22 protein-coding genes and 1 pseudogene are annotated in these 23,576 nt (G+C 69.1%); 14 read left to right on the forward strand and 9 right to left on the reverse strand.

Going from position 1 to position 23,576, the window contains the following annotated elements; genetic code table 11:
• Positions 1-500: 500 nt before the first annotated feature.
• The 5 genes from B0F77_RS49440 to B0F77_RS43430 all read left to right on the forward strand — a co-directional run bounded on the left by B0F77_RS49440 (position 501) and on the right by B0F77_RS43430 (position 5,951).
• Positions 501-677 (forward strand): hypothetical protein, encoded by a 177-nt coding sequence (locus tag B0F77_RS49440; RefSeq protein WP_211294326.1) that lies wholly within the window; start codon positions 501-503, stop codon positions 675-677.
• Positions 678-810: 133 nt separating this feature from the next.
• Positions 811-1,470 (forward strand): (2Fe-2S)-binding protein, encoded by a 660-nt coding sequence (locus B0F77_RS43415; RefSeq protein ID WP_086668922.1) that lies wholly within the window; start codon positions 811-813, stop codon positions 1,468-1,470.
• A 6-nt stretch (positions 1,471-1,476) separates the two neighbouring features.
• Positions 1,477-2,457 carry an FAD binding domain-containing protein gene (locus tag B0F77_RS43420; protein ID WP_086668923.1) on the forward strand — a complete coding sequence of 327 codons (981 nt, stop codon included), beginning with the start codon at positions 1,477-1,479 and terminating at the stop codon, positions 2,455-2,457.
• Positions 2,454-4,664: a xanthine dehydrogenase family protein molybdopterin-binding subunit gene (locus B0F77_RS43425; protein WP_086668924.1), complete on the forward strand. Its 2,211-nt coding sequence runs from the start codon at positions 2,454-2,456 to the stop codon at positions 4,662-4,664. The genes B0F77_RS43420 and B0F77_RS43425 overlap by 4 nt, the downstream gene beginning before the upstream one ends.
• A gap of 180 nt (positions 4,665-4,844) precedes the next feature.
• Positions 4,845-5,951 carry an XdhC family protein gene (locus B0F77_RS43430; RefSeq protein ID WP_086668925.1) on the forward strand — a complete coding sequence of 369 codons (1,107 nt, stop codon included), beginning with the start codon at positions 4,845-4,847 and terminating at the stop codon, positions 5,949-5,951.
• 200 nt (positions 5,952-6,151) lie between these two features.
• Here B0F77_RS43430 and B0F77_RS43435 read toward each other — a convergent pair.
• Positions 6,152-7,075: pseudogene (locus tag B0F77_RS43435) on the reverse strand (non-reducing end alpha-L-arabinofuranosidase family hydrolase); the annotation flags it as partial.
• A gap of 926 nt (positions 7,076-8,001) precedes the next feature.
• Between B0F77_RS43435 and B0F77_RS43440 the strand changes: the two are divergent.
• Positions 8,002-8,856, forward strand: coding sequence for a helix-turn-helix domain-containing protein (locus tag B0F77_RS43440; protein WP_086668927.1), 855 nt, complete (start codon positions 8,002-8,004; stop codon positions 8,854-8,856).
• 29 nt (positions 8,857-8,885) lie between these two features.
• Entirely contained in the window at positions 8,886-10,844 is a 1,959-nt protein-coding gene (locus B0F77_RS43445; RefSeq protein WP_245849451.1) for a P-loop NTPase family protein, read from the forward strand.
• A 2-nt stretch (positions 10,845-10,846) separates the two neighbouring features.
• Here the strand turns inward: B0F77_RS43445 and B0F77_RS43450 are convergent, their stop codons facing one another.
• A complete protein-coding gene (locus B0F77_RS43450) occupies positions 10,847-11,344 on the reverse strand; it encodes a MarR family winged helix-turn-helix transcriptional regulator (RefSeq protein ID WP_086668928.1) in 498 nt (165 codons plus the stop codon).
• A gap of 175 nt (positions 11,345-11,519) precedes the next feature.
• On the opposite strand from B0F77_RS43450, the gene B0F77_RS43455 reads away from it, so the two are divergent.
• The 3 genes from B0F77_RS43455 to B0F77_RS43470 all read left to right on the forward strand — a co-directional run bounded on the left by B0F77_RS43455 (position 11,520) and on the right by B0F77_RS43470 (position 13,889).
• Positions 11,520-11,987 (forward strand): cupin domain-containing protein, encoded by a 468-nt coding sequence (locus B0F77_RS43455; RefSeq protein ID WP_086668929.1) that lies wholly within the window; start codon positions 11,520-11,522, stop codon positions 11,985-11,987.
• Between the two features lie 106 nt (positions 11,988-12,093).
• On the forward strand, positions 12,094-13,038 hold the full coding sequence (locus B0F77_RS43460) for an NADP-dependent oxidoreductase (RefSeq protein ID WP_086668930.1): 945 nt from the start codon (positions 12,094-12,096) through the stop codon (positions 13,036-13,038).
• Between the two features lie 308 nt (positions 13,039-13,346).
• A complete protein-coding gene (locus B0F77_RS43470; RefSeq protein ID WP_245849453.1) occupies positions 13,347-13,889 on the forward strand; it encodes an MmyB family transcriptional regulator in 543 nt (180 codons plus the stop codon).
• Here B0F77_RS43470 and B0F77_RS43475 read toward each other — a convergent pair.
• Positions 13,864-14,322 (reverse strand): hypothetical protein, encoded by a 459-nt coding sequence (locus B0F77_RS43475; RefSeq protein ID WP_086668931.1) that lies wholly within the window; start codon positions 14,320-14,322, stop codon positions 13,864-13,866. The genes B0F77_RS43470 and B0F77_RS43475 overlap by 26 nt on opposite strands.
• Before the next feature lie 339 nt (positions 14,323-14,661).
• Positions 14,662-15,057 (reverse strand): winged helix-turn-helix transcriptional regulator, encoded by a 396-nt coding sequence (locus tag B0F77_RS43480; RefSeq protein WP_281252620.1) that lies wholly within the window; start codon positions 15,055-15,057, stop codon positions 14,662-14,664.
• A gap of 117 nt (positions 15,058-15,174) precedes the next feature.
• Here B0F77_RS43480 and B0F77_RS43485 point away from each other — a divergent pair, with 117 nt between their 5' ends.
• From B0F77_RS43485 to B0F77_RS43495, 3 genes are all read left to right on the forward strand, one after another.
• Positions 15,175-16,035 (forward strand): SDR family oxidoreductase, encoded by an 861-nt coding sequence (locus tag B0F77_RS43485; protein WP_143467227.1) that lies wholly within the window; start codon positions 15,175-15,177, stop codon positions 16,033-16,035.
• Positions 16,036-16,060: 25 nt separating this feature from the next.
• On the forward strand, positions 16,061-16,489 hold the full coding sequence (locus B0F77_RS43490; RefSeq protein WP_211294327.1) for a DUF6069 family protein: 429 nt from the start codon (positions 16,061-16,063) through the stop codon (positions 16,487-16,489).
• 230 nt (positions 16,490-16,719) lie between these two features.
• Positions 16,720-17,142: a DUF418 domain-containing protein gene (locus tag B0F77_RS43495; protein WP_211294328.1), complete on the forward strand. Its 423-nt coding sequence runs from the start codon at positions 16,720-16,722 to the stop codon at positions 17,140-17,142.
• Here B0F77_RS43495 and B0F77_RS43500 read toward each other — a convergent pair.
• The 4 genes from B0F77_RS43500 to B0F77_RS43515 are packed head-to-tail and all read right to left on the reverse strand — an operon-like array spanning position 17,105 to position 21,791.
• Positions 17,105-18,697, reverse strand: a complete 1,593-nt coding sequence (locus B0F77_RS43500; protein ID WP_086668934.1) for a glycoside hydrolase family 43 protein — start codon at positions 18,695-18,697, stop codon at positions 17,105-17,107. The two genes, B0F77_RS43495 and B0F77_RS43500, sit on opposite strands and share 38 nt — an antisense overlap.
• Before the next feature lie 24 nt (positions 18,698-18,721).
• On the reverse strand, positions 18,722-19,573 hold the full coding sequence (locus tag B0F77_RS43505; RefSeq protein WP_086668935.1) for a carbohydrate ABC transporter permease: 852 nt from the start codon (positions 19,571-19,573) through the stop codon (positions 18,722-18,724).
• On the reverse strand, positions 19,570-20,529 hold the full coding sequence (locus B0F77_RS43510; protein WP_245849454.1) for a carbohydrate ABC transporter permease: 960 nt from the start codon (positions 20,527-20,529) through the stop codon (positions 19,570-19,572). The genes B0F77_RS43505 and B0F77_RS43510 overlap by 4 nt, the downstream gene beginning before the upstream one ends.
• The gene (locus B0F77_RS43515; RefSeq protein ID WP_086668936.1) at positions 20,526-21,791 is read right to left on the reverse strand and encodes an extracellular solute-binding protein; all 1,266 of its coding nucleotides are present in this window, start codon (positions 21,789-21,791) and stop codon (positions 20,526-20,528) included. Before B0F77_RS43515 ends, B0F77_RS43510 begins: the two co-directional genes overlap by 4 nt.
• An 847-nt stretch (positions 21,792-22,638) precedes the next feature.
• Between B0F77_RS43515 and B0F77_RS48370 the strand changes: the two genes are divergently transcribed.
• Entirely contained in the window at positions 22,639-22,785 is a 147-nt protein-coding gene (locus tag B0F77_RS48370; RefSeq protein WP_158102991.1) for a hypothetical protein, read from the forward strand.
• 186 nt (positions 22,786-22,971) lie between these two features.
• Here the strand turns inward: B0F77_RS48370 and B0F77_RS43520 are convergent, their stop codons facing one another.
• On the reverse strand, positions 22,972-23,541 hold the full coding sequence (locus B0F77_RS43520; RefSeq protein WP_086668937.1) for a TetR/AcrR family transcriptional regulator: 570 nt from the start codon (positions 23,539-23,541) through the stop codon (positions 22,972-22,974).
• Between the last annotated feature and the right edge of the window lie 35 nt (positions 23,542-23,576).

Here is a 23,576-nt window from a genome sequence, read left to right on the forward strand (position 1 = left end):
TGCGGGCGTGCCGACGGTCGGGCTCGAAGTCCAACCGCCGCCGGGGCATCCGCCCGTCGGCGTCCGGCACCTGCGCTGGCGAGGTGACCTTGCCCTTGAGCTGGTTCGCGCCCCTGGCCAGCTCGCCGAGCAGCACCCATTCCGCCGCGTCGACGGAGTCGCCGACCTCGCGCAACCATTCGCCAACAGGCTCTCAGAGATCCGCAGCTGCTTCGAGCGTTCGCCAGGACCGATCGGCAGCACCGTTCCGGCGCGCATCCCTGAGCGAGATCAGTTCCGCTGCGTGTTCACCGATCGCGCTCGGTCTCAATGGGGGTGTGCCGCTTCGGCGGCTTTCAGCGGCGGCTCGGGATCTCGCGCAAGGTGCCGTCCGACGGCTTCGTCAGCTGGTTGCAGAGGGCTTCCTCGAACGTTGACAGTACCAGTCACGACCGCAGCGATACGAGCACCTGCTCACTGCGAAGGGCAGTGGCCTGTGTGGAGCCGTCGAGGCACTGGAGGTGTCGGCGCAGGGGTGGTGTCCCGCCGCCGAGCCGTTGCCACAGCAGGAGTTCCTCCGCCCGCTGCTGGAGACCACTGTGGACGACCCTGCCGTCCTCGCCGACACGCTCTGGCACCTGCACACCCACCCCGGGCAGTTCCGGATATTCGCCGAGGATCTCCCCGCCGAAGCATGACCGGCGGCACAGCCCTGTGTGGTCCTCGTGTACACAGCGGCGCGAAGGGTGCTCTGTCAGTAACTCCCTCAGCGCGACCGTCGCGGGTTGGATGGATCTGACCCCCACCACGCCGAAACTGACAGGAGGGCGCATGTCCGCTGAGCACCGCGCTTCCCCCGTTCCCGACCCACCAGAGCCCGCTCCCCCGCCAGCGCCGACCGAGTCCGCGCCGGCATTGCGTCGTCGTACGTTCATCGCGGCCACCGGGGTCGCGGCGGGCGGTGTGGTCGCGGGACCAGCGCTTCTGGACGCCGAGCCGTCCGCGACCGCGCAACCAGGCGGCGGCACGAGCAGTCGTGTCTCGCTGACGGTGAACGGCAGGCGGGTCACGGTCACAGTGGACAACCGGACGTCGTTGCTGGATCTGGTGCGTGAACACCTGAATCTGCCCGGCACGAAGAAAGGGTGCGACGCCGGCGCCTGCGGCGCGTGCACGGTGCTGGTGGACGGACGGCGGGTCAACGGGTGCCTGACGCTTGCGGTCCGGCTGGACGGCGCGGAGGTCACCACCATCGAAGGACTCGCCAACGGCGAGAAACTGCATCCGCTGCAGGAGGCGTTCGTCGAGCAGGACGCGTTCCAGTGCGGCTACTGCACGCCGGGGCAGATCATGTCCGGCGTCGGCTGCATCCGCGAAGGCCACGCGCGGTCGCCGGAAGAGATCCGGGAGTGGATGAGCGGCAACATCTGCCGCTGTGGCTGCTACCTGAAGATCGTCCGGGCAGTCCAGCAGGCCGCGAAGGCTCGGTGAGGCGTCATGTTTCCTTTCACCTACACGAAAGTCACCGACACCCGTGAGGCTGTTGCCGCCGGGCAGCGCGGTGAGCGTTACATCGCCGGAGGCACGACGCTGGTCGACCTGATGCGGGAGACCGTCGAACGTCCCGGCGCGGTCGTCGACATCAGTGCCCTCCCGTTGCGGGAGATCACGACCACACCGCAGGGTGCGATGCGGATCGGCGCGCTGGTGCGGATGTCGGAAGCCGCCGCCGACGGCCGCGTGCGCGCCGCCCATCCGGTGATCTCGGAAGCGTTGGAGCTGAGCGCGTCGGCGCAGTTGCGGAACATGGCGACCATTGGCGGCAACATCATGCAGCGCACGCGCTGCACGTACTTCCGCGACGTGTCGGCCGCCTGCAACAAGCGCCGGCCCGGTTCGGGTTGTGCTGCTCGGGAGGGGTTCAACCGGAGCCACGCGATCCTCGGCACGTCGCCGGCGTGCGTGGCCACCCATCCCTCGGACGTCGCGGTTGCGTTCGCCGCGCTGGAGGCGTCCGTGCACCTGCTCGGCCCGGACGGCGAGCGCCGGGTGGCGTTCACCGACTTCCTGCTCCGGCCGGAGAACACGCCCGAGCGGGAACAAGCACTGCGGCCCGGTGAGCTGATCACGGCGGTGGAGATCCCTGCCCACCCCGGACCGCTCAGGTCGGGGTACCTGAAGGTTCGGGATCGGCAGAGCTACGAGTTCGCCCTCACCTCGGCCGCGGTCGCCCTGTGCATCGGCGGTGGGCTGATCCGGACGGCGAAAGTCGCCGCCGGCGGTGTCGGCACGGTGCCGTGGAAGCTGTCCGCGGTGGAGCAGCACCTGGTCGGCAAGCGGCCGTCGAACCAGCTGTGGACCGAAGCCGCCGCGCGGGCCGCGGACGGCGCCCAGCCGTTGGCACACAACGAGTTCAAGGTCGAGCTGCTGAAACGGACCGTGGAACGTCAGCTGCGTGTGGTGGGAGGTACCCGGTGACACTGCAACCCCAGACAGCCGTCGGCACGCCGCAGTCGCGAGTAGACGGACGGCTCAAGGTGACCGGGCAGGCGCCCTACGCCGCGGACCACGGCCCGGATGACGGCGTCTCGAACGTCCGGTTCGCGGTCGTGGTGGACAGCAGTGTCGGCCGTGGGCGGATCACCGGCTTCGACACGCGGGCCGCGCTCGCCCAGCCTGGTGTGCTGACGGTGATCCACCACGGCAACTCACCGCGTCTGCCCTATGTGGACAATCCAGGTTCGAACAACCCGCAGCCAGGCACGAGGTTGCGGGTGTTCCAGGACGACCGGGTGCTGTTCTTCGGCCAGCCGGTCGCGGTCGTGGTGGCCGAAACGCTGGAGACGGCGCAGCACGCCGCGAGTCTGGTCGGGGTCACCTACGCCGCTGAGGCACCGTCGACCGACCTGACCCGCGCCCCGGCCGACGAACCTGCCTCCTACGCCCGCGGCGACGCCGACAACGCGTGGGCGCAGGCGCCGGTCCGGCTCGACCTGAGCTACCGGATGGCCCGCAACCACCACAACCCGATGGAGCCACACGCCACCATCGCACGGTGGGACGGCGACAACCTCACCCTGTGGGACAAGACCCAATGGGTCGTCGGCGGCACCCAGCAGGAAGTCGCGGCGGTGTTCGGCATTCCGCAGCAGTCGGTGCGGGTCATCTCGCCGTTCGTCGGCGGCGGGTTCGGCAGCGGGCTGCGTGCGTGGCCACACACCACGATCGCGGCACTGGCCGCCAGGGTGACCGGTCAGCCGGTGAAGCTGGTGCTGTCCCGGCGGCAGCTGTACTTCGGCACCGGCTACCGGCCCGCCTACACCTACGCGCTGAAGGTGGCCAGCGACCGGCGCGGTCAGCTGACCGCGATGGTCCACGACGTCAAGTCGGAGACGTCGAGCTACGAGAAGTTCACCGAGGCGGTACTACTTCCGGGGCAGATGCTCTACAGCATGCCTCACGTGCGGCAGGCCTACTCCACCGTGCCGCTGGACGTGAACACCCCGATCTGGATGCGTGGTCCCGGTTTCGCCACCGGCGTCCACGTCATCGAGTGCGCCCTGGACGAGCTCGCCCACGAACTGCGCATCGACCCGATCGAGCTGCGGCTGCGCAACGAACCGGGCAAGGACCCGTCGACCGGGCTGCCGTTCTCCACCCGCCGGCTGCGCGAGTGCTACACCGTCGGCGCCCGCGAGTTCGGCTGGCACGGCCGCAACCCGAAACCGGGCGTCACTCGGGACGGTGACTGGCTGATCGGTACCGGCATGGCCGCCGCGGTCTACGACACCGGCGGGTTCCCCGCGCAGGCCCATGTCCGGCTGCACGCCGACGGCACCGCCCTGGTGCAGGCCGCGACCAGCGACATGGGCCCCGGCACCTACACCTCCATGCCCCAGGTCGCCGCGGACGCCCTCGGCCTGACCATGCAGACCGTCACGTTCCGGCTCGGCGACTCGGTCATGCCGCCGACCGGGCCACACGGCGGTTCGACGACCATGGCCAGCGTCGGCACCGCGATCCAGCTCGGCTCCGACCAGGTGCGCAGCCAGGCGATCACCCTCGCCGTCAACGACTCCCGCTCACCCCTTCACGGCGTGCGGCCCGAGGACGTCATCGTCCGCAAGGGACGCATGCATCTGAAGAACGACCCCACGCGTGGCGAGAGCTATCAGCAGTTGCTGACCCGCAACCAACGCCCTCATCTCGAAGCGATCGGGACCTACACCGGGGCCGTGCACGACCGGTTCTCCATGTCCGCGTACGGCGCGGTGTTCGCCGAGGTCGCCGTCGACGCCCGCCTCGGCATCGTCCGTCTCAGGCGCATGCTCGGGGTCTACGACGCGGGCAAGATCGTCAACCCAAAACTGGCCGACAGCCAGGCCATCGGCGGCATGGTCGGCGGCATCGGGCAAGCGCTGCTCGAACACACCGTCACCGACCCCCGCGACGGCCGCATCGCCAACGCCAACCTGGCCGACTACCTCGTCCCCGTCAACGCCGACATCCCGAACCTCCAAGCCATCTACCTCAACGGCAACGACCCCGAGACCAACCCCCTGGGCGTCAAGGGACTCGGCGAGATCACCCTCGTCGGCGTCGCACCCGCCATCGCCAACGCCGTCTTCCACGCCACTGGACGCCGCCTCCGCGACTTCCCCATCACCGCCGAAGCACTGCTCTGACAACGAGCCGGCATTCCCTCCCGGTGACGGCCGGTCACCGGGCGGTACAGCCGCCGTCCACAGCCAGCGCCACCCAGGTGGGGTGCCCTGTCGATACACCTGTCGACAGGCACTCCCACGTGAAGACCGCAGATGATCTGCTGGAGCCGTGCCCCCTGCGGCTGATGGAGGAGTCCGGCTGTGCGTGACGTACTGGAGGAACTGGTCCGCCGGGTCGAGGCGGGTGAGACGGTCGGCCTCGGCACTGTCGTCGCCACCTGGAACTCCGCGCCACGCCCTGCCGGTGCGGCGATGTTCGTCGACGCCGGCGGCAGTGTGTCCGGCAGTGTGTCCGGCGGGTGCGTCGAGGGCGCGGTGTACGAGCTGGCCCGGCAGGTCGTCGCCGACGGCACACCGGTTCTCCAGCGCTACGGCGTCAGCGGTGACGACGCCTTCGCGGTCGGCTTGACCTGCGGCGGGATCATCGACGTGTACGTCGAGCCGGTCTCGGCGGAGTCGTTCCCCGAGTTGCCGGAGGTCCTTGCGGCGGTGCGGTCGCGCGAGCCGGTCGCTGTCGCCACGGTCGTCGAACACCCGGACTGGCTTGGCCGCCGTCTGGTCGTGTCGCCCAACCAGGTGTCCGGGACCATCGACTCCCCGCGCGCCCGCGACGCGATCACCGACGACGTCAGGGGGATGCTCGCCGCAGGTCGCAGCACCACCCTGCACTACGGGCTCGACGGTCAGCGCCGCGGCAAGGGCATGACGGTGTTCGTCAACTCCTTCGAACCGCCGCCGCGGATGCTCGTGTTCGGTGCCATCGACTTCGCCGCAGCGGTGGCACGGCTGGGTGGGTTCCTCGGCTACCGGGTCACGGTGTGCGACGCACGCCCTGTCTTCGCCACGCAGAACCGGTTCCCGGACGCCGACGAGGTCATCACCGACTGGCCACATCGCTACCTGCGGCGCGAGGCAGACGCGGGCCGCGTGGACGAGCGAACAGTGGTGGCCGTGCTCACCCATGACCCGAAGTTCGACGTGCCGCTGCTGGAAACCGCCCTGCGGCTCAAGCTGGGCTACGTGGGCGCGATGGGATCACGCCGCACCCACCAGGACCGGCTGCGGCGACTGCTCGACGCCGGTCTGACCGAGGACGAGCTCACGGGCCTGGCCTCGCCGATCGGCCTGGACCTGGGTGCGCGGACCCCGGAGGAGACCGCGGTGTCGATCGCCGCCGAGATCATCGCGCTGCGCTGGGACGGCGGCGGTGAGCGCCTCACGCGCACGCAAGGCCCGATCCACCGATGAGCTTCCCCGGCCCACATCGAGTCGTGGGCACCGCTAGATGAGTACGTCCTGATCGATCAGTGGTCGTAGGCGATCAGTGATCGGGCCAAGACCGGCCAGACGACGACGTCTGTTCGCCCGCACAGCCTGGGAAGCAGTGCCTGGCCGGCGCCCCACCTGAGGTGAGGTCAGGGCGCCGGTCAGGTGAGCGCGCGAGGCGGTCAGCGTCGCAACGTCAACACGCCCGGTCGGTACGGCAGGAGTCCGTAATCGACGCCGTTGGACCTGGGGTCACGTCCCTGGTAGAGGAGCTGGAGGTTGCAGGGGTCGATGGTCTTGGTCTGGTCGGGGTTGCTGCGGATCAGGTCGCCGTGGCTGATGTCGTTGGTCCAGGTGGCGCCGCTGTTGGCCTTGCCGGCGAATGCGTTGCTCTCGGTGGCGGCCTGCGGAGTCCACGAACCGTTCAGGCTGCTGGACGTGAACGAGCGGAAGAAGCGCCCGTTGCGGCCCATCGCCTCGACGATCATGAGGTACTGGTTCTGGCCCTGGACCTTGTAGACCTCGACCGCCTCGAACAGGTTCTCCTTCGTGTCACTCATGATCGTCGTGTAGTTCGAGCCGAAGCTGCCGGGGAAGTTCCCGATCGGCATGCTGGCACGGTAGATCTTGCCGTTGTCACCGGCGAAGAACAGGTACATGTTCTGGCTGTCACCGATGATCGTCTGATCGATCGGCCCGGTGCCGGAGCCCGAGATGCTTCCGGTGAAGAGCGCCTTCTGCGCTGACCATCCGTTCGGGTTGGTGGGGTCGCTCGACGTCCGGTAGCTGAAAGCTTGCCCGTTCCCGCCCCACTGGTAGGTGAGCACCCAGATGTTCTTCGGAGCGAAGTAGAACAGCGTGGGTGCGACGGCGCCGAAATTCATCCCGTTCTGGCTGGCCGAGGCCATGTCGGGCCAGTTCGTGAAGGCCCCGAAGTTCATCGAGCCCCAGGTCTTTCCGAAGTCGTGCGTCGTCGCGTAGACCAGGTGCTTGCCGTTGTGCACGACGTGGGTGAAGTCCTTGAGCGACACCCAGCCCTGCTTCGGGTTCGTCAGCGGACCCGTCGACGACCAGCGATACGTCGACGGGAGCTGGCAGGCGGCAGTGCCGACGGGCGCCGCCGACACGGGGGTGGCGCTGAACGCCGCCACCAGTCCGCCGAGCAGCACGGCGACGGCGGCGGTGACACCAGCCATGCGACGCCTGCGGGATCGCGGGGCGGAGGTATTCGGATGATGGCCTGATCCGGCCATGGGCGTGCTCCTCTTCGTTGAAGTGGGAGGGCAACCGCGGCATTGGCAACGTCGAACGACCACTTGCGCCGAGTGGTCTATCGCGCATCCTCTGGACGAACAGTCATTACACCCGCGTGTGGACAATCCGAGAACTAAACACGGGCAAACGGGCTGGAGTGCCACTGCTGCGGATACCGGTCACATCAACCAAACTCTGGAGGATGATCTCCGCGCGGTCAAGACGTATCGAATTCGATTCGAACGGACAGGCACGCATTTAGAATGCTAAAAACGAGAGAATTGTTTAGCACGAGTGAGCACCTTGCCAGCCGACACCAGCGCCAGCCGACACCAGCGCCAGCCGACAGGTCAGCGGGCGTTGCGGTTGCGATCACGCCGGGACAGCGCATCAGGAGGTCTTTCCCGCGTCCAGACCAACACGCGGAACATCTGTCTACGCCGCCGAGCATGCACGCCAGCCTCAGGTGCGACAGAGCCGATGAGCCTTGGGAGCACGGAGTGGGAGCAGATTGGGAGCAATTCCGTGCGTTGAACGCACCGGAACGGCCCTCAATGGGACCTGAACGGATGCGTACAGTGATCACGGCACAAATGAGCACTTAGTACTTCCGGGAGCAGGCGACACGATCGGATCTGGTAGCGCCGGACGCACCCTCATGCCGATGAGCGGGCGCCACCGCAGCAGTCGATCGCTGGTTCCGGACTTCCCAGCAACCAGCTCACGGTGCCCGGTCCACCCCGACGCGCGCTTGACATCAGCCGAGGACACTTGCGTCATGGCGTTCCAGGATCTCGGCGCGGAGGTGCGCCGGTTGCGCGAGAACACGGAGCCCGCTGCGATCGGGTTGCCGGTCGGCCGGCGGCGGGCTCGTGGCGTGCGGCGGGAGGAGCTCGCCGAGCTGGCCGGGGTGTCGGCGGACTACGTGCGGCGGCTGGAACAGGGCCGCCGTCACCCGTCCGCTGCGGTGGTGAACGCGATCGCCCGTGCGTTGTGCGTGAGGCCGGCCGAGTACGAACGGCTTTGCGCGCTGGCAGGGTATGCCGTGGCGGACGGGCAGGTGCCGCGGGAGGCCGGGTCCGCCGCGATGCGGTTGCTCGAGCGGTTCGCCGACACCCCCGTGTTCCTGACGGATGCGGCGTGGAACGTCGTCGCCGTCAACGGTGCGTGGCTGGCGCTCGGAGCGGGAGCGTCGAACCGGCAGGCCCGGGACTGGAACGTCGCATGGCGCACGTTCTCCCACGCCCACCGCGAGATCAGCCGCGATGACGACCACGCGGCCGCGTTCCGGGCGACGCTCGCCGCCCGGTTGCGCAGCACGTCCCTGCGCTACCCCGCCGACGAGCCGCTCGCCGAGCTCGTGGACGAGCTGCGGACCACGAGCCGTTCCTTCGACAGCCTGTGGCGTGCGCCAAGAAACGTTGCTGACTTTGAGAATCGAGCCGTGTTCCGACATGCGGGCGTGGGTGACATCGCACTCGACGGCACTCTGCTGGAGGTGCCCGGCAACAACCTCCAGGCGGTGGTGCTCACCGCCGCACCGAGTTCGGCCGACGCGGGACGGCTCGACGAGGTCGTCCGCGCCTTCACCGGGCCTGCCGTCGTCAGGGTGGGACAAGCTGGCCCAGGCTGACCGGTCCGCGGGCGGCGATCCTGGGGGCCATGTTGATCAACGTGCGCCTGGGCTTGGCGGGCCGGCTGGCCGCGGCGCGAGCGGGAGCGTTGGTGGGCAGGGACTCCGAGCGGTCGGTACTCGACCGGATGCTGTCCGGGGCGGCCGACGCGCCGCTCGTGGCGTACGTCCACGGTCCCGGCGGCATCGGCAAGTCCTCGCTGTTGCGCTACGCCGCCGCGCAGGCGGAGCTCGCTGGTCGCGAAGTCGTGCAGGTCGACGCGCGGTTCCTGAACGCGGATCCGCGGCGCCTGGAAGAAATCGCCGCGCTGGCGTGCGTCGAACCCGGTGTGGTGCTCCTGGTCGACGCTTTCGAGCGCTCCCAACAACTTGAGCCGTGGTTGCGCGACACCTTCTTGCGGCGGCTCGCGGAGGGAGCGATCGTCGTGCTCGCGAGCAGGATCGCCCCCGACGCCGAGTGGACGCTGGATCCCGGCTGGGCGCAGGTGTTCACCGAGCTGGCCCTGCGACCGCTCGACGCCGTCCAGTCCGATTCCCTTCTCGCCGCACGGAACGTCGCACCGGACCACCGCGCCGCCATCGTCGCCTTCGCGGGCGGCAGCCCGCTCGCTCTCTGCCTCGCCGCCTCGGCACCGGCCGCGGTCGGCGAGCCCACCGGCGAGATGCTGACCACCTTGATGGAGCGGCTGGTGGGCGATCTGCCGAGTGATGCTCACCGACGCGCCCTCGACGTCCTCGCGCAGGTTTGCGTCACGCGGGAGGAACTGCTGCGCGCGGTGCTCGGCGACGAGGACGCCGCGACGGTGTTCTCCTGGCTGCGCCGACAGCCCTACGTCGAGACCACGCCCCAAGGACTGCATCCTCACGTCGCGGTGCGATCCACGCTCGCGGCCGATCTGCGGTGGCGGGACCCCGAGCGCTACCAGGAAGTCCGCACGCGCGTCTCGGTCGCATGCCTGAGCGCGGTGCGCCGGGCAGCCGAGGACGACGCACCGCAGCGCGCCGCGGAGTGGATGTTCCTCTTCCGCGACCAGGCCCGCCCGCACGACCTGTACGACTGGCGGGCCCATCCCCACATCGAGGACACGCCTATCGGCTCCGCCGACGTGCCTCACATGTTGCGCATGGCCGGTGAATCCGCGGTCGCGCACTGGATCCGACACCAGCCGGAGGGCTTTCGCGTCTACCGCTCCGCGGGCAGGCTGCTGGGATTCATGGCCGTCCTGCGGCTGGAGGCGCCGTCGCCCGACGACCTGGCCGCCGACCCGGTGATCGCGGCGCTGTGGAAGCACGTCGAGGCGGCCGCTCCCCTGCGCCAGGGCGAGCACGTGGGCATCCGCCGCTTCGCCGTGCAGCCCGGCGGCCACCAACGGCCATCACCACTGATGGATCTCATCGGCCTGCGCACCGTCGCGGCCGAGCTGCGGACCCCGGGTCGGGCGGTGACCTTCACCGTCTTCCAGGACGCCGAACCGTGGCGGCACGACCTCACCGCCGCCGGGCTGCACGAGGTGGTGGCGGTGGAGGTCGACGGGCGCAGGCAGCACGTCTTCGGCAGGGACTGGCGGCAGCCCGTGGAGCAGTGGGCCGAGGACAGGGTCCGCGCCGCCGCGCCCGTGGCCTCGTGGGACCCGAGATCAGCCGATCTCCTGCCGCGCAAGGCGTTCGAGAAGGGCGTACTCGAAGCACTGCGCACGTGGCGTGCTCCCCGCGAGTTCGCCACGAGCGTCCTGCTGCGGTCGCACCTGGTGCGACCGGACTCGGCCGATCCCGTGACGGACCTGCGCGATGCCATCACGGCGGCCCTCGACGCGCTACGGGTCGACCCCGCCGGCGTCAAAGCGCACGACGCCCTCACCGCCACCTACATCTCGGCGTCCGGCACCCACAAGGCGACCGCGCGACGGCTGGGCGTGCCGTACGGCACCTACCGGCGCCACCTCGCCCTGGCCAAGGAGCGACTCGTCGCACACCTCCTGGCCAGGTGACGTCAGCTCTTGCGGCGGCGAGGCGCTGCCGAACGCGGCGGCGTCGACCGCATGTGGTCCCGCACCGGCGCCAGCAGTCCTGCGAGGGTGTGAACATCGTCGCGCGACAGAGGTTCGAAGAGCAGCCTGCTGACGACCTCGATGTGCCCGGGCAACACCGTCGCGAGCAACGTGCGTCCGGCATCGGTCATGGTGACCGTGACGCTGCGCTCGTCGTCCGCGGACGGCGAGCGTTCGACCAGACCCGCCTTCTCCAGCAGTCCCACTTGGTAGGTCAGGCCGCTGCGGCTGTAGACGACGCCGTCGGCCAGGTCGGTCATGCGGTGGCTGCCCGTCGGCGAGTCCCCGAGCCGCGCCAGCAGTTGGAACTGCACGTAGCTCAGGTCACCAGCTTCCTTCAGCTGCTGCTCGACCGCGTGGCGCAGCAGGCTGGTCACCTCGACGAGGGCGAAGTAGGCGCCGAGCTGAACAGGGTCGAGCGACGGCGGTGAGTCGGGCATGGCCGCAGCCTACTGCTTCGAATTCGAAGGAGCACCCGAGGCGGCGCAGTGTGCGCGGGCTGAGCAGCACTGGACACAGGTGAGCACCACAGGACGTGGCGGCCGGGCAGCGGTGCACACCAGGGTTCCAAGCAGGAGGACGGCGCCGCCGTCCCCACCGACCCCGAGGACGACCTTGAGCATCCCCCACCTCTCCCAGCGGGAGGACCAGCAACAGCTCGAATGGATCGGCGGGAGCGTGTTCAGCGTCCTGCTCGACGCCGAGGCAACCGGAGGGCAGCTGACCGTCGGGCGCTTCGACGCCGGTCTCGGCGAGGCGCCGCCGTGGCACATGCACAACAACGAGGACGAGGTTTTCCTCCTGCTGTCCGGTTCCGCGCTGGTGTGGGCCGGCGACGAAGAGCACGAACTACGCGAAGGCGGCATCGTCTTCCTGCCTCGCCGCGTTCCACACAGCTACCGGATCACCTCCGAGAAGGCCGACCTGCTGCTCATCTCGACTCCTGGCGGGCTGGAGAAGATGTTCCGCCATGCCGGTCGCGACCTGCGTGAACCGCGTCCCGAGGGGTTCGAGATCCCGCTGTCGTTGCTCGCGGAAGCCGCCGAGATCTCCGGCAACGTCCTGCTCGACCCTCCCCGCTGACCCCAGGCCGTGACGTGCCGCACGTCACTTTGCTTCGAATTCGAAGCAGGTCTACTCTCAGGTCCAGGTGCTTCGAGTTCGAAGCAAGTTACGAGGGAGAGTTGCCATGAAGGCAGTGCGTTTCCACGAGTTCGGCGGCCCCGAGGTCCTGCGGTACGAGGACGTGGAGCGGCCCGTCGCCGGAGCCGGTGAGGTCCTGGTCCGCGTCGCGGCCACGACGTTCAACCCCGTCGAGGGCAACATCCGCCTGGGCGTCATGCAGGGCCCGATCCCGGTCGAGCTGCCGCACACCCCCGGCCTCGACGTCGCCGGCACGGTCGACGCACTGGGCGAGGGCGTCGAGGGCTTCGCGGTCGGCGACGAGGTCGTCGGCTTCCTGCCGATGACCAGGCCCGGCGCGGCGGCCGAGTACGTCATCGCACCGGCCCTCGCCCTGGCTCCGGCTCCCAAGGGCATCCCGCTGGCCGACGCCGCCGCGTTGCCGCTGGTGGGCCTCACCGCCTACCAGGCGCTCTTCGACCACGGCCAGCTGAAGGCCGGGCAGCGCGTGCTGGTCAACGGCGCGGGCGGACCGGTCGGTGGCTACGCCGTCCAGCTGGCCAAGGGGGCCGGTGCCCACGTGATCGCCACGGCCAGCCCGCGCAGCGCCGAGGCCGTGCGGACCGCCGGTGCCGACGAGGTCGTCGACCACACCACCACCAGCTTGCTCTCGGCGGTGACCGAGGAGGTTGACCTCGTGCTCAACCTCGCGCCGGTCGACCCGGCGGTCCTGGCCGAGCTGGTCACGGTGGTCCGCCCTGGCGGAGTCGTCGTCAACACGACGATCTGGATGCCCGCGCCGACCGACGAGGACCGCGACGTGCGCGGCATCAACCTCTACGTCCGCAGCGACGCCGAGCAGCTGGCGAAGCTCGTGGCGCTGGTCGACTCCAGCGACCTGCGGGTCGACGTCGCCCAGCGCGTACCGCTGACCGAACTGCCCGGGATCCACGCCCAGGCCGCGTCCGGCGCGGTCCGCGGCAAGGTCGTCTTCCTCGTCTCCGGCGTCTGACAACCCACGAACAGAGACGAGCAGACCATGTCGCTCGGTCTGGATCCCGAGATCGCCACCGCACTGGCTCCAATGGCCGGTGCGATGGCGGCCGCCACCCCTCCGGCCGTGGGCGACGTCGAGGCGCGCAGGGCCATGTGGGAGCCGATCATCGGCGCCGCCGGAACGGCCCAGCCGATCCCGGCCTACGTGACCACCACCGACCACCACGCCACCGCGGACGACGGCGCACGGATCACGATGCGCTGCTACACCAAGAAAGGCGCGACGCCAGGCCCGGCCGTGCTGTTCTTCCACTCCCGATCGGCGTGTTCGCCGCCGATTGGAGCCTGCTGTGGTGGAACGACATGTGGACGGCCTTGCACGGCGATCCGTCCGGCCTACCGCCCGCCGAACGCAACCTCGCCCGCGCACTCTTCGGCACGGGCGAGGGCCGCTGGCACCTGCGCCCCGTCGCCTCGACAGCCGGACCGTACGCTTTCGAGACCGCGATCGTCGCGGACCTGCGCGAAGCAGTCTCCCGCTACCCGGCCGACCCAGAACTGGCGGCGCTCGTGGACGGCTTGCGGACGGCCTCACCCTTCTTCGGTGAGCTGTGGTCGGTGGCGGGCATGGAACAGCTCACCGGCGATCTCAAAACGATCAGCCATCCCGAGCTGGGTGACGTCACTCCGGACTGCGACGTGCTGACCGTGCCCGGCGTCGACCTGCGCATCGTCACCTGCACGGCAACCGCGGGAACCAGCGGCGCCGACCAGCTCGACCTCCTGCGTGCGTCCCGGCTCAGCGAGGCTCGCCGACGACCGAGCCGCCCAGGAAACCGGATCACTTGGTCTTGTCGGAGTTCCTGAGGTCCTCGACGATCTGCTGCACGGCTTCCTTGATCTCGTCATTCACCGGAACCTCGTACACCGATACCCGTACGTTCCACCGTCCGGCGACGGCGTGCACCGCCAGTCCTCCCTCGCCGGGCTGCCCGGCCTCGCACGACTTGGTCTTCGAGTCCAACACCCCGCTGGTGCAGAGCATCGGGGTGAGCCGCTCCGACTCCTCCTGGCTCGCGTAGGCGACGAGTCCCAAGCCGAGCACCTTCTGGCCGGTCGACACGAAGACCTGGCAGCTGTCGGCTTCTTCGGCGCTCACCTGCGAGACCTGGAAGCCCTGGGTGATCACCGCCACCGGCTCGGGCTTCAGCAGGCCCGGACAGCCCGACTCGACCTTCTCAGCCAGTCCGGAAGGCACGTCGGTGCCGCACGCGGTCACGAGCGCGAGTGCTGCCAGCACTCCTGCGAGCCTGATTCTCACTTGTCCCCCGTTGTGGCGCCTGATTGTCCGGCGCAGCGTGACATGATCGCACGCGATGCTGGCGTTCACGGCGAGGGCAACGACGCCGTCGATGTCCCGGCGTCGTTCAAGGTCCGCGCGGCGATGGCCGGTCTCCTGCCGTTGGCCTCAGCCAGCCAGTGATCAACGACTCCCGCGCATCTCGGGTCTGACGCACATGTTCGAACGCCGCGACGGCCTCGACGTGCGCCCGATACGACTGCGTCCCACAGCACGCGCGTCCAACCGCCTGGTGACCGCACGAGGTCCACCATCAGGACGGAGAAGGCGCCGTAGCCGTCACCTGGCCGCGTCGTACCGTTCCCGCGCCGCCATGACGTCCGGCATCTGCGACTCGACGTCCTGGATGAGACCGAGCAGCAGTTCGGCGGTGTGCCTGCCCCGGTCGGTCAGGCTGTACTCCACCTTCGGCGGGATCGTCGCCTGTGCCTCGCGGTGGACGAACCCGTCCCGCTCCAGTGCCTGCAGCGTCTGCGCGAGCATCTTCTCGCTCACGCCGTCGACCCGGCGGCGCAGCTGGTTGAACCGGAAGGTGCCCTCGTGCAGGGCGACCATCGCCAGCGTGCCCCACTTGCCGGTCAGGTGTTCCAGCGTCGAACGCGACGGGCAGCGCTGCGCGAACGCGTCGAACACGAACTTGTCGTGCTCGTCCTCGGGACTCGCCACATCGCTCACACCTCACATACTACCCAATCCGCCGCACGATTCTAGAGATCGTACTCACTCAGGGGTTGCACTTTCGAAAAGTTTGTACAAACTTGAATGAAGTACCGACACGAAGGAGACCCCCTGATGATCGTCGTCACCGGCGCCACCGGACACTTCGGCCGTCTGGCCGTGGAAGCACTTGCGCAGAAGGTCCCGGCGGGCCAGATCGTGGCCGCGGTGCGCACCCCGCAGAAGGCCGCCGACCTGGCCGCGCTCGGCGTGCAGGTGCGCGTCGCGGACTACGACCAGCCCTCGACGCTGGCCGAGGCGTTCGCGGGTGCGGACAAGGTGCTGCTGGTCTCCGGCAGCGAGGTCGGCCGCCGCGTTCCCCAGCACACCGCCGCCGTGCAGGCCGCCAAGGCCGCCGGCGTGACCCACCTCGTCTACACCAGCATCCTGCGTGCCGACACCAGCACCATCAGCCTGGCCCCGGAGCACAAGGCCACCGAGGAGGCCATCCGCGACTCGGGCATCCCGTTCACGTTCCTGCGCAACGGCTGGTACACCGAGAACTACGAGCAGTCCGTCGCCCAGGCCCTGGCGACCGGGGCCGTCCTCGGCAGCGCGGGCGCGGGCCCGATCGGCGGGGTGCCGAGGGCCGACTACGCCGGCGCCGCGGTCGAGGTGCTCACCGGCACCGGCCACGAGAACAAGGTCTACGAACTCGCCGCCGACGAGGCCTGGAGCTACGCCGATCTCGCCGAGGCGATCGCCCGGATCTCGGGCAAGCCGGTCGCCTACCAGGACGTTCCCGCGGAGCAGCACCGCTCCATCCTGCTGGGCGCTGGACTGCCCGAGTTCGTCGCGGACATGCTCGTGGACGCCGACCGCGCGATCGCCGCCGGCGAACTGGCCTCCGACAGCGGCGACCTGCGCACGCTGCTCGGCCGTCCCACCACCAGCCTGGACGACGCGGTCACCGCGCTGCTCAAGAACCTGGGCTGACCCGGCGCACTCGAAGGAGACAGTCGTGGAAACGAGCAAGACCAAGGTGATCCTCGGCGTGCTGGCCGCGATCGTGCTGGCCTCCGCCGCCAACACCGCCGTGTCCTTCGCCGCCCAGGCGCTCGGCGCCGCCCCCGAGGTGATCCAAGGCCTCACACCCCAGGCCTACGTGTTCCTCACCGCGGTCGGCGTGATCGTGGCCGCCGTGGCGTGGGCCCTGATCCGCAGCAAGGCCGCCCGGCCGAACGCCGTGCTGCGCAAGCTGGTGCCGATCGTCGTCGCCGTGTCACTGCTGCCCGACCTGCTGCTGTTCGGCATCCCCGGCGCGAGCCCGGTCGGCGTGGTCGCCCTCATGTTGATGCACGTCGTGGTGGCCGCGGTCGCAGTGCCGATCTTCCGCACCGTGCTGCCATTGCCCGCGGACAGGACTCAGGACGCCACCGCCCGCGTCTGATCACCGCCGCACGGGGACGGGCGCCACCGGATTCGCTCCGATGGCGCCCGCCGCAGCGGGAGCGACCGCCACGTGCGCACCACGAAGCCCTCACCGGCTCCTGGGCCCGGGCACGATCCGGGCCACACCGCTCTGAGCTCGGCCCCTCCTTCCCGTGGACGATGTGCCAACACCGCACGCGAAGCCGGTTCGCATCCTAAGTGGACAGATCGACGAGGCGAACGGATGCGGTGCGCCCCGGGTGGCGCCATGCCCAGGACCTCGCCGGGCGGTCGGCGGATGCGCACGACCTGACCGGGTTCGCGGGCGGCATCGGCCTTGCCGCCGCCGTCGGCCTGGCGTCAGCTCGGATCGGGGACCAGCCTGGGCGGCTCACGACCGCACTGGCTGCGCTCGGCCAGCGGTCACTCACGTTCTACCTGTTCCAGTCCGTGGTGTGGCTGGCGCTGTTCTACCCGTTCACCTTCAACCTGCGCGACAAGGTGAGCTTGGCCGGTAGCTACGGCATCGCCGCTGTCGTCTTCGCCGTCTCGGTGCTGCTCGCCGAGTGGATGCGCCGCACCGGACAGCGCGGACCGATGGAGGTACTGGTCCGCCGGATGTCCTACCCCCGCGCTACACCGATTCCTTCTCGGCCGGGATCCGCGTGGTAGCACCGATTCCCCGCCGCACTTCGCCTGGGCCGTGGTCGAACCAGTCGAACCACGCGGTGCCCTCGGTGACGTACATGCCGATCACCCGGCCGGTGAAGCCGGTGGCGACCTCCGTGGACAGGTACCTGCCGTCGAGCTCGGCCAGCGGCTCGGGGTCCGTGCCGACGTGGAAGGCGACGAAGTCGGGTGCGGCGACGTGCAGGCCCGACCGCCTCTCCTCCCCCACCGACCACTTCCGGGCGGACCTGGTGGTGATCACGAGGACCACCGGGTCCGCCGGCACGGTGCGGGTGGCCACGACCTGGCGCAGGGGTCCGATGCGGGCGATCACGCTCGCCTGTCCGTCGGCCACCTCCAGGTCGTAGTGGTGGCCCTCGTCCAGGCGCACCGACAGGCCGGCGCGACCGGCGCCGTGGTCCAGCAGCACCGCGGTCCGGCTCTCGGGGTGCTGCTGGCGGCGGCCGACGAAGGTGCAGCCCGGCTGGTCCAGCGTGCCGCCGGTGGCGTGCAGGGCGAGCCACCCCTGCCGCTCGGTCAGCGACCACGAGCCGTTCGGGCGCGACCGCAGCGAGATCAGCCGGGGCTCCAGCTCCGGCGCGTCGAAGTCGTCGCGCTGCGGTGTCGGCTCCTGCGGTCGCAGGGCTCCCGGCGCCCGCTCCCGCAGCTTGACGGGTCCGACGCGCGGCCAGCCGTCCTTCCACTCGACGGGGGTGAGGAACGTTTCCCGGCCCAGGACGTGGAACTTGGGGCTGTACCCGGCCGGGCGGGTGGCCAGCAGGACCATCCACCACTCGCCGTCCGGCGTGGTGACCAGGTCGGCGTGGCCGGTGCTCTGGACCGGGTGGTCGGTGCTGCGGTGCGACAGGATCGGGTTGGTCGGCGCCGACTCCCACGGACCGCGCGGCGAACGGGCGCGCGCCATGGCCACGGTGTGGCCGCGTTCGGTGCCGCCCTCGGCGATCAGCAGGTACCACCACTCGCCGACGCGGTACAGGTGGGGCGCCTCCGGCCACTGCAACCCGGTGCCGGCCCAGGCGGGGAACGGGTCCTCCAGCACCTTTCCGCTCTCGGGGTCGATGCGGGCGATCTGCACGCCGGTGAAGTTGGGGCCGTGGGCGCCGGCGAAGGCGCACCAGCAGTTGCCGTCGTCGTCCCAGGCCAGGTCGGGGTCGATGCCGGGCAGGCTCAGCCACACCGGGTCCGACCAGGGGCCTTCTGGCCGTTCGGCGGTGACGAGGAAGTTGCCGCCCTGCGAGACGTTCGTGGTGATCATCCAGAATCGGCCGGCGTGGTGCCGGATCGTGGGGGCGTAGATGCCGTCGGACGCCATCGCGTCGGCCGGCAGCGGCAACTGCGCCGGGCGGTCGAGGACGTTGCCGATCTGCCGCCAGTGCACCAGGTCGCGGCTGTGGAAGATCGGCACGCCTGGGAAGTACTCGAAGCTGGAGCACACCAGGTAGTAGTCCTCGCCGACCCGGCACACGCTGGGGTCGGGGTGGAACCCGGGGATCACGGGGTTGTCGTAGAACGATGCGCCGGAGTTCGGTGAGTTCATGGTTTTCCTTGTTGTGCGAGGGCTTCAGCCCTTGAAGGCGCCTTCGAGGATTCCGGCGACCATGCGGCGGCCGACCAGGACGAACAGCACGACCAGCGGGATGGTGGCCAGGAACGAGCCGGACATGGCCAGACCGAGGTCGACGTCGTAGCTGTTCTGCAGCGCCTTGATGGCGATCTGGGCGGTGTAGCGCTCGGGTGACTTGAGCACGATGAACGGCCACAGGAAGTCGTTCCACGCGGTGACGAACCCGAACAGGCCCAGGACGAACGCGGCCGGACGCACGATCGGGAACGCGATGCGCCAGAACACCTGCCCGGTGCTCGCGCCGTCGATGCGGGCCGCCTGCATCAGCTCGTCGCTGATGGTGGCCGAGATGTGCTGGCGCATCCAGAAGATGCCGAACGCACTCGCCAGGCCGGGCACGATGAGCGCCTGCAGCGTGTCGACCCAGCCCAGCTCGGACATGATCAGGTACTGCGGGATGACCGAGAGCTGCGTCGGCACGGTCATCGTCAGCAGCACCACAACGAACAGCGCGTTGCGGCCGGGGAAGCGCAGCTTCGCGAACGCGAAACCGGCCAGCGCGCACAGCACCGCCTGGCCGATCCCGATCGAGGTGGCCACGACCAGACTGTTGAGCAGCGACTGCACGAACGGCACCGTGTCCATGACCAGGCCCGCGAGGTGGAGGAAGTTGCCGCCGGGCACGACCTCCGGCGGCATCCGCGTCGCGGTCGCGGTGTCCGACGTGGCCACGATGAACATCCAGTACAGCGGGAACAGGCACACGACGGTGGCGACGCCCAGCAGCAGGTAGGTCCACCAGCGGACCCGGTCGAGGCGCCGGCGGCGCGGCGCGGTGGTGGTCGTCATCGGTCCGCCTTGATCCGGGTGGACAGCAGGTAGTTGAGCGCGGCGATCACCACGACCATGACGAACAGCGCGACGCCGACCGCCGAGCCGTAGCCGAACTCGAACTGCCCGAAGCCCTGTTCGTAGAGGAACAGCGTCAGCGTCTGGCACTGCCGCACCGCCCCGCACGTGAGTGGCGCGCCCGAGGCGATCAGCAGCGGCTCGGTGAAGATCTGCAGGCCGCCGATGGTCGAGGTGACCACGGTGAAGATGATCACCGGGCGCAGCGAGGGCACGGAGATGTGGCGGAAGCGCTGCCACGGTCCCGCGCCGTCGATGGCCGCCGCCTCGAACACCGAGCGTGGCAACGACTGGAGCGAGGCCAGGTAGAGCAGCGTGGTGTAGCCGAACCACCGCCACGTCACCATGGCCGCGATCAGCAGGTGACTGCCCCAAGCGGACTGCACGAAGTCCACCGGCGCCACGCCGACCAGCCCGAGCAGCCAGTTCAACAGGCCGTAGTCGCGGTCGAACAGCTGCACGAACACGATCGCCGTGGCCGCCACCGAGGTGATGTACGGGACCAGCACCGACATCCGGAAGAACAGCGCGAACCGCAGCCGGGCGTGGTTGAGCACGTGCGCCAGCACCAGGGCGAGCAGCAGTTGCGGCACGGTGGACAGCGCCCAGATGCTCACCGTGTTGCCGACGGCGTTCCAGAACCGCGGATCGCCGAACATCCGGGTGAAGTTGTCGAACCCGATGAACACCTGGTCGCCGATGGGGTTCCAGTCGAACAGGGCCACGTAGAACGTGAAGGCGAACGGGAACAGCCCGAACACCCCGAAGATCACGAAGAACGGGGCGATGTAGGCGTACGCCGACAGGCGCTCGCCCACACCCGCGATCTTCTTGGTCCTGGGAGGAGGTGGCGCGGCCCTGGAGGCCCGGGAGAGCGTGGCGGTCACGGCGGTCACTCGCCGATGGCGGTCTTGATGTTGCGCAACGCGTCGTCCCACGCCGTGGCCGGGTTGCCGCCGCTCTGCTCGACGTTGGTGATGGCGTTGAGGAACTCCTGGCCGATGGCCGCGCTGTCGGGGCCGATGTAGAACGGCTTGAGCCCGAGCAGCGAGTCGGTGTAGATCTTGCCGGTCGGCGCGTCGGAGAAGAACGGGTCCTTCGCTTCGGCGAGCTTCGAGTCCTTGTAGACCGAGGGCGTCGACGGCAGCGCGCCGACCCGGGCGAAGTGCTCCAACTGTCCCTGGGGCGACTGCATCTCCTTGATGTACTCCCAGGCCGCCTGCGGGTTCTTCGCGCGCTTGGGGATGGCCAGGTAGCTGCCGCCCCAGTTGCCGGAGCCGCCAGGGATCTTCGCGATGTCCCACTTGCCCTTGGTGTCGGGCGCGGTGCTGCGGATGCTGTTGAGCATCCACGACGGCGCGGACACGGCCGCGTACTGGCCCTGCGCCATGCCGGCGCTCCACGCGGTCTCGAACGAGGACTGCCCGGAGGTGATCCCTGCGGTCGCCGCCTTGATGCCGAGGTCGAACGCGGCCTTCACCTGCGGGTTGGTGCTGTAGACCAGCTTGCGGTCCGCGCTGTAGTACTTCTCCGACACCTGGTTGACCGCCTGGTAGAACACGCTGGTGGCCGCGTTGTCGGTGAACGCCTTGCCAGTGGCCTGCTTGTAGCGCCTGCCCGTCTCGATGAACGCGTCCCACGTCGGCCACAGCGCACTCACCGCGGCGCGGTCGGTGGGCAGCCCGGCGGCGGCGAACAGATCGGTCCGGTACGCCACGGCCATCCCGCCCACGTCGGTGGGCACGCCCAGCACCTCGCCGTCCTTGGCGACGCTCTGCCGCCACACCCAGTCCAGGTAGTCGCCCTTGACGTCGTCGGCGCCCAACGTGCGCAAGTCCACGAAGTTCTGCGGCTGCTGCACGAACTGCGGCAGGTTGTCGCCCTGGATGAGCACCAGGTCCGGCACCTTGCCGCCGGCCAGCGCGGTGGTCAGCGACTGGGCAGTCTCCGTGGAGGTGCCCACCTCGGTCAGCTTGATCTGGATGTCTGGGCGCTTCGCCTGGTACGCGTCGACGGTCAGCTTCTGGTTGATGGCGGAGAACGACCAGAACTCGAAGGACTTGCCGTCACCTCCCCCTCCGCCTCCAGTGCCGGGTGTGCAGGCAGTGAGGAGGGCCAGGACCGCAGCGGCGCGGAGCAGGGGTGAGCGGAGTTTCACGACGCTTCTCCAAGGTGTGCGAGAACAAGTGGCATCGCCACCGCGCGGTGGGCCACCGAAAGCGCGATCGCGTGAATCGGTCGAACTCCTGCCGCACCGTGCGGTCGAAACTTTTCGTCTCAACTGTGATTGTTAGCGCTCACGACAGTAAGCTGCGCCACAGGGGTCGTCAAGAACCGTTGTACTACTTGCAATCGCCGAAAAGTGATCCACAGCGGACCTTTACCACAAACTTTGTGAACGCGAACCAGCTAAAAGTTTCGAGAACCCTTTAGCGGTGACGGCCTGGTCGACGTTGGGCTGCTCACAGGTGAGATTGCTCTTCGCGGTGACATCGTTGACACAACATGATGACCAGCCGTGCTGCTCCGACTGGCTTATCTGAGTATCACCAAAGCTTTGCGCTGTTGCGCCTGCTGCCCGTGAGCGATCGGGACAAGGACGTGGAAGTTCTGGCGCTGCGGCACCAGAGCAACGTCCCGGAACGCCAGCTGGGCAGGACTCGGCCGGTTCTCCCCCAGTGACCGGATGGCGTGACTCAGGATGAAGGTACTTACTTGCGTTTGGCGCCAGGCGGCTGCCGAACGCGATGTCGAACGTATTGAGCGCGGGTTTCCACCGAAAAAGAGAGAAGAACCCAGGGCCTAACTCTTCCAGTGAGCGAAAGTCGGACCCTGCCCGGACACCAGCCCGCTTAGAGCCTCACCCCGGCGCAGACGCCTTCAGCGACAGATCAACGTGTTCGCCGCCCGATCACCCAAGGCAGACCCTCGTTAGGGGCGTCCCCCTGCAAGCCCCTCCCTTGGAGGTTTCCAAGCGGTACCAAGGAAGTCGCAGAGTGTGCTCAGTGCGCACCAGGGCGAGAGGATCCCGTGTCCAAGCAGCCGGACAGCTCGCCCTGCTCTACGTCGCCGCTCGGCTGCTGCACCGAATCGACAAGGGTCAATACCCGGATCTCGCCGCACCGCTGAGGAAGCTCGTCGAGACCTTCTGAGCTGACGTCAGGCTGAAGTCCGCACGCGCGATGGCCGTTCGAAGACCATTGCCGCAGGCAGTGCGAGATGGGGCAGTCGGCGCCATCGGCGGCTTGGACCATGACCTCTGACATCTGGTTCAGGGGCCCTGCTAATCCGTGGTTCGCCGACCGGTGTTCGACCTGTGAGGGTGGCGCCGGGTTGGGTCACGGTCGAGGGGCTGACAGGGCATCCACAAGGAGTCCGACGAGGCGGTGGACCTGTTCTCTGGTGGCGCGCTGCGCCGCGGTGGCGATACCACCGACGAGGAGCAGGGCATCGCCGGGCGCGATGTCGGAGCGCAGGCTGCCGTCCCGGGTGCCCGCGTCGAGGAGGGTGGTGATGGCGCCGCTCAGGAGCGCGTGGGCGTGGGCGAACGGATCAGCCTCGGAAGCGATGGCCGCGTTGAGGGCGGTGCACATGTCGCTGCTGGCCATGGCGTAGTCGAGGAAGTGCTCCAGCCACAGCCGGGTGGCCTCGGCCGCCGTGTGTCGGGCCGCGAGAGCGGTTGCCGTCTCGCACACGAGGGAGAGCTGGCGGTGGTGGGCGGCGACGAGGAGGGTTTCCCGGGTCGGGAAGTGCCGGTAGAGGGTGCCGACACCGACGCCCGCCTCCTTGGCGATCGCGGCCGGCGCGGTGTCCATGCCCTTCTCCGCGAAGACGCGTGCGGCGACCTCCAGCAGGCGCTCGCGGTTCTGCAGCGCGTCACTCCTGGTCCGGCGGGGGGTGGCGGACATGTGAGGCATCCTTCGGTCGTCTCCGCTTGCTTTCC

The organism is Lentzea kentuckyensis (genome assembly GCF_002150765.1).
Taxonomy (GTDB): Bacteria; Actinomycetota; Actinomycetes; order Mycobacteriales; family Pseudonocardiaceae; genus Lentzea; species Lentzea kentuckyensis.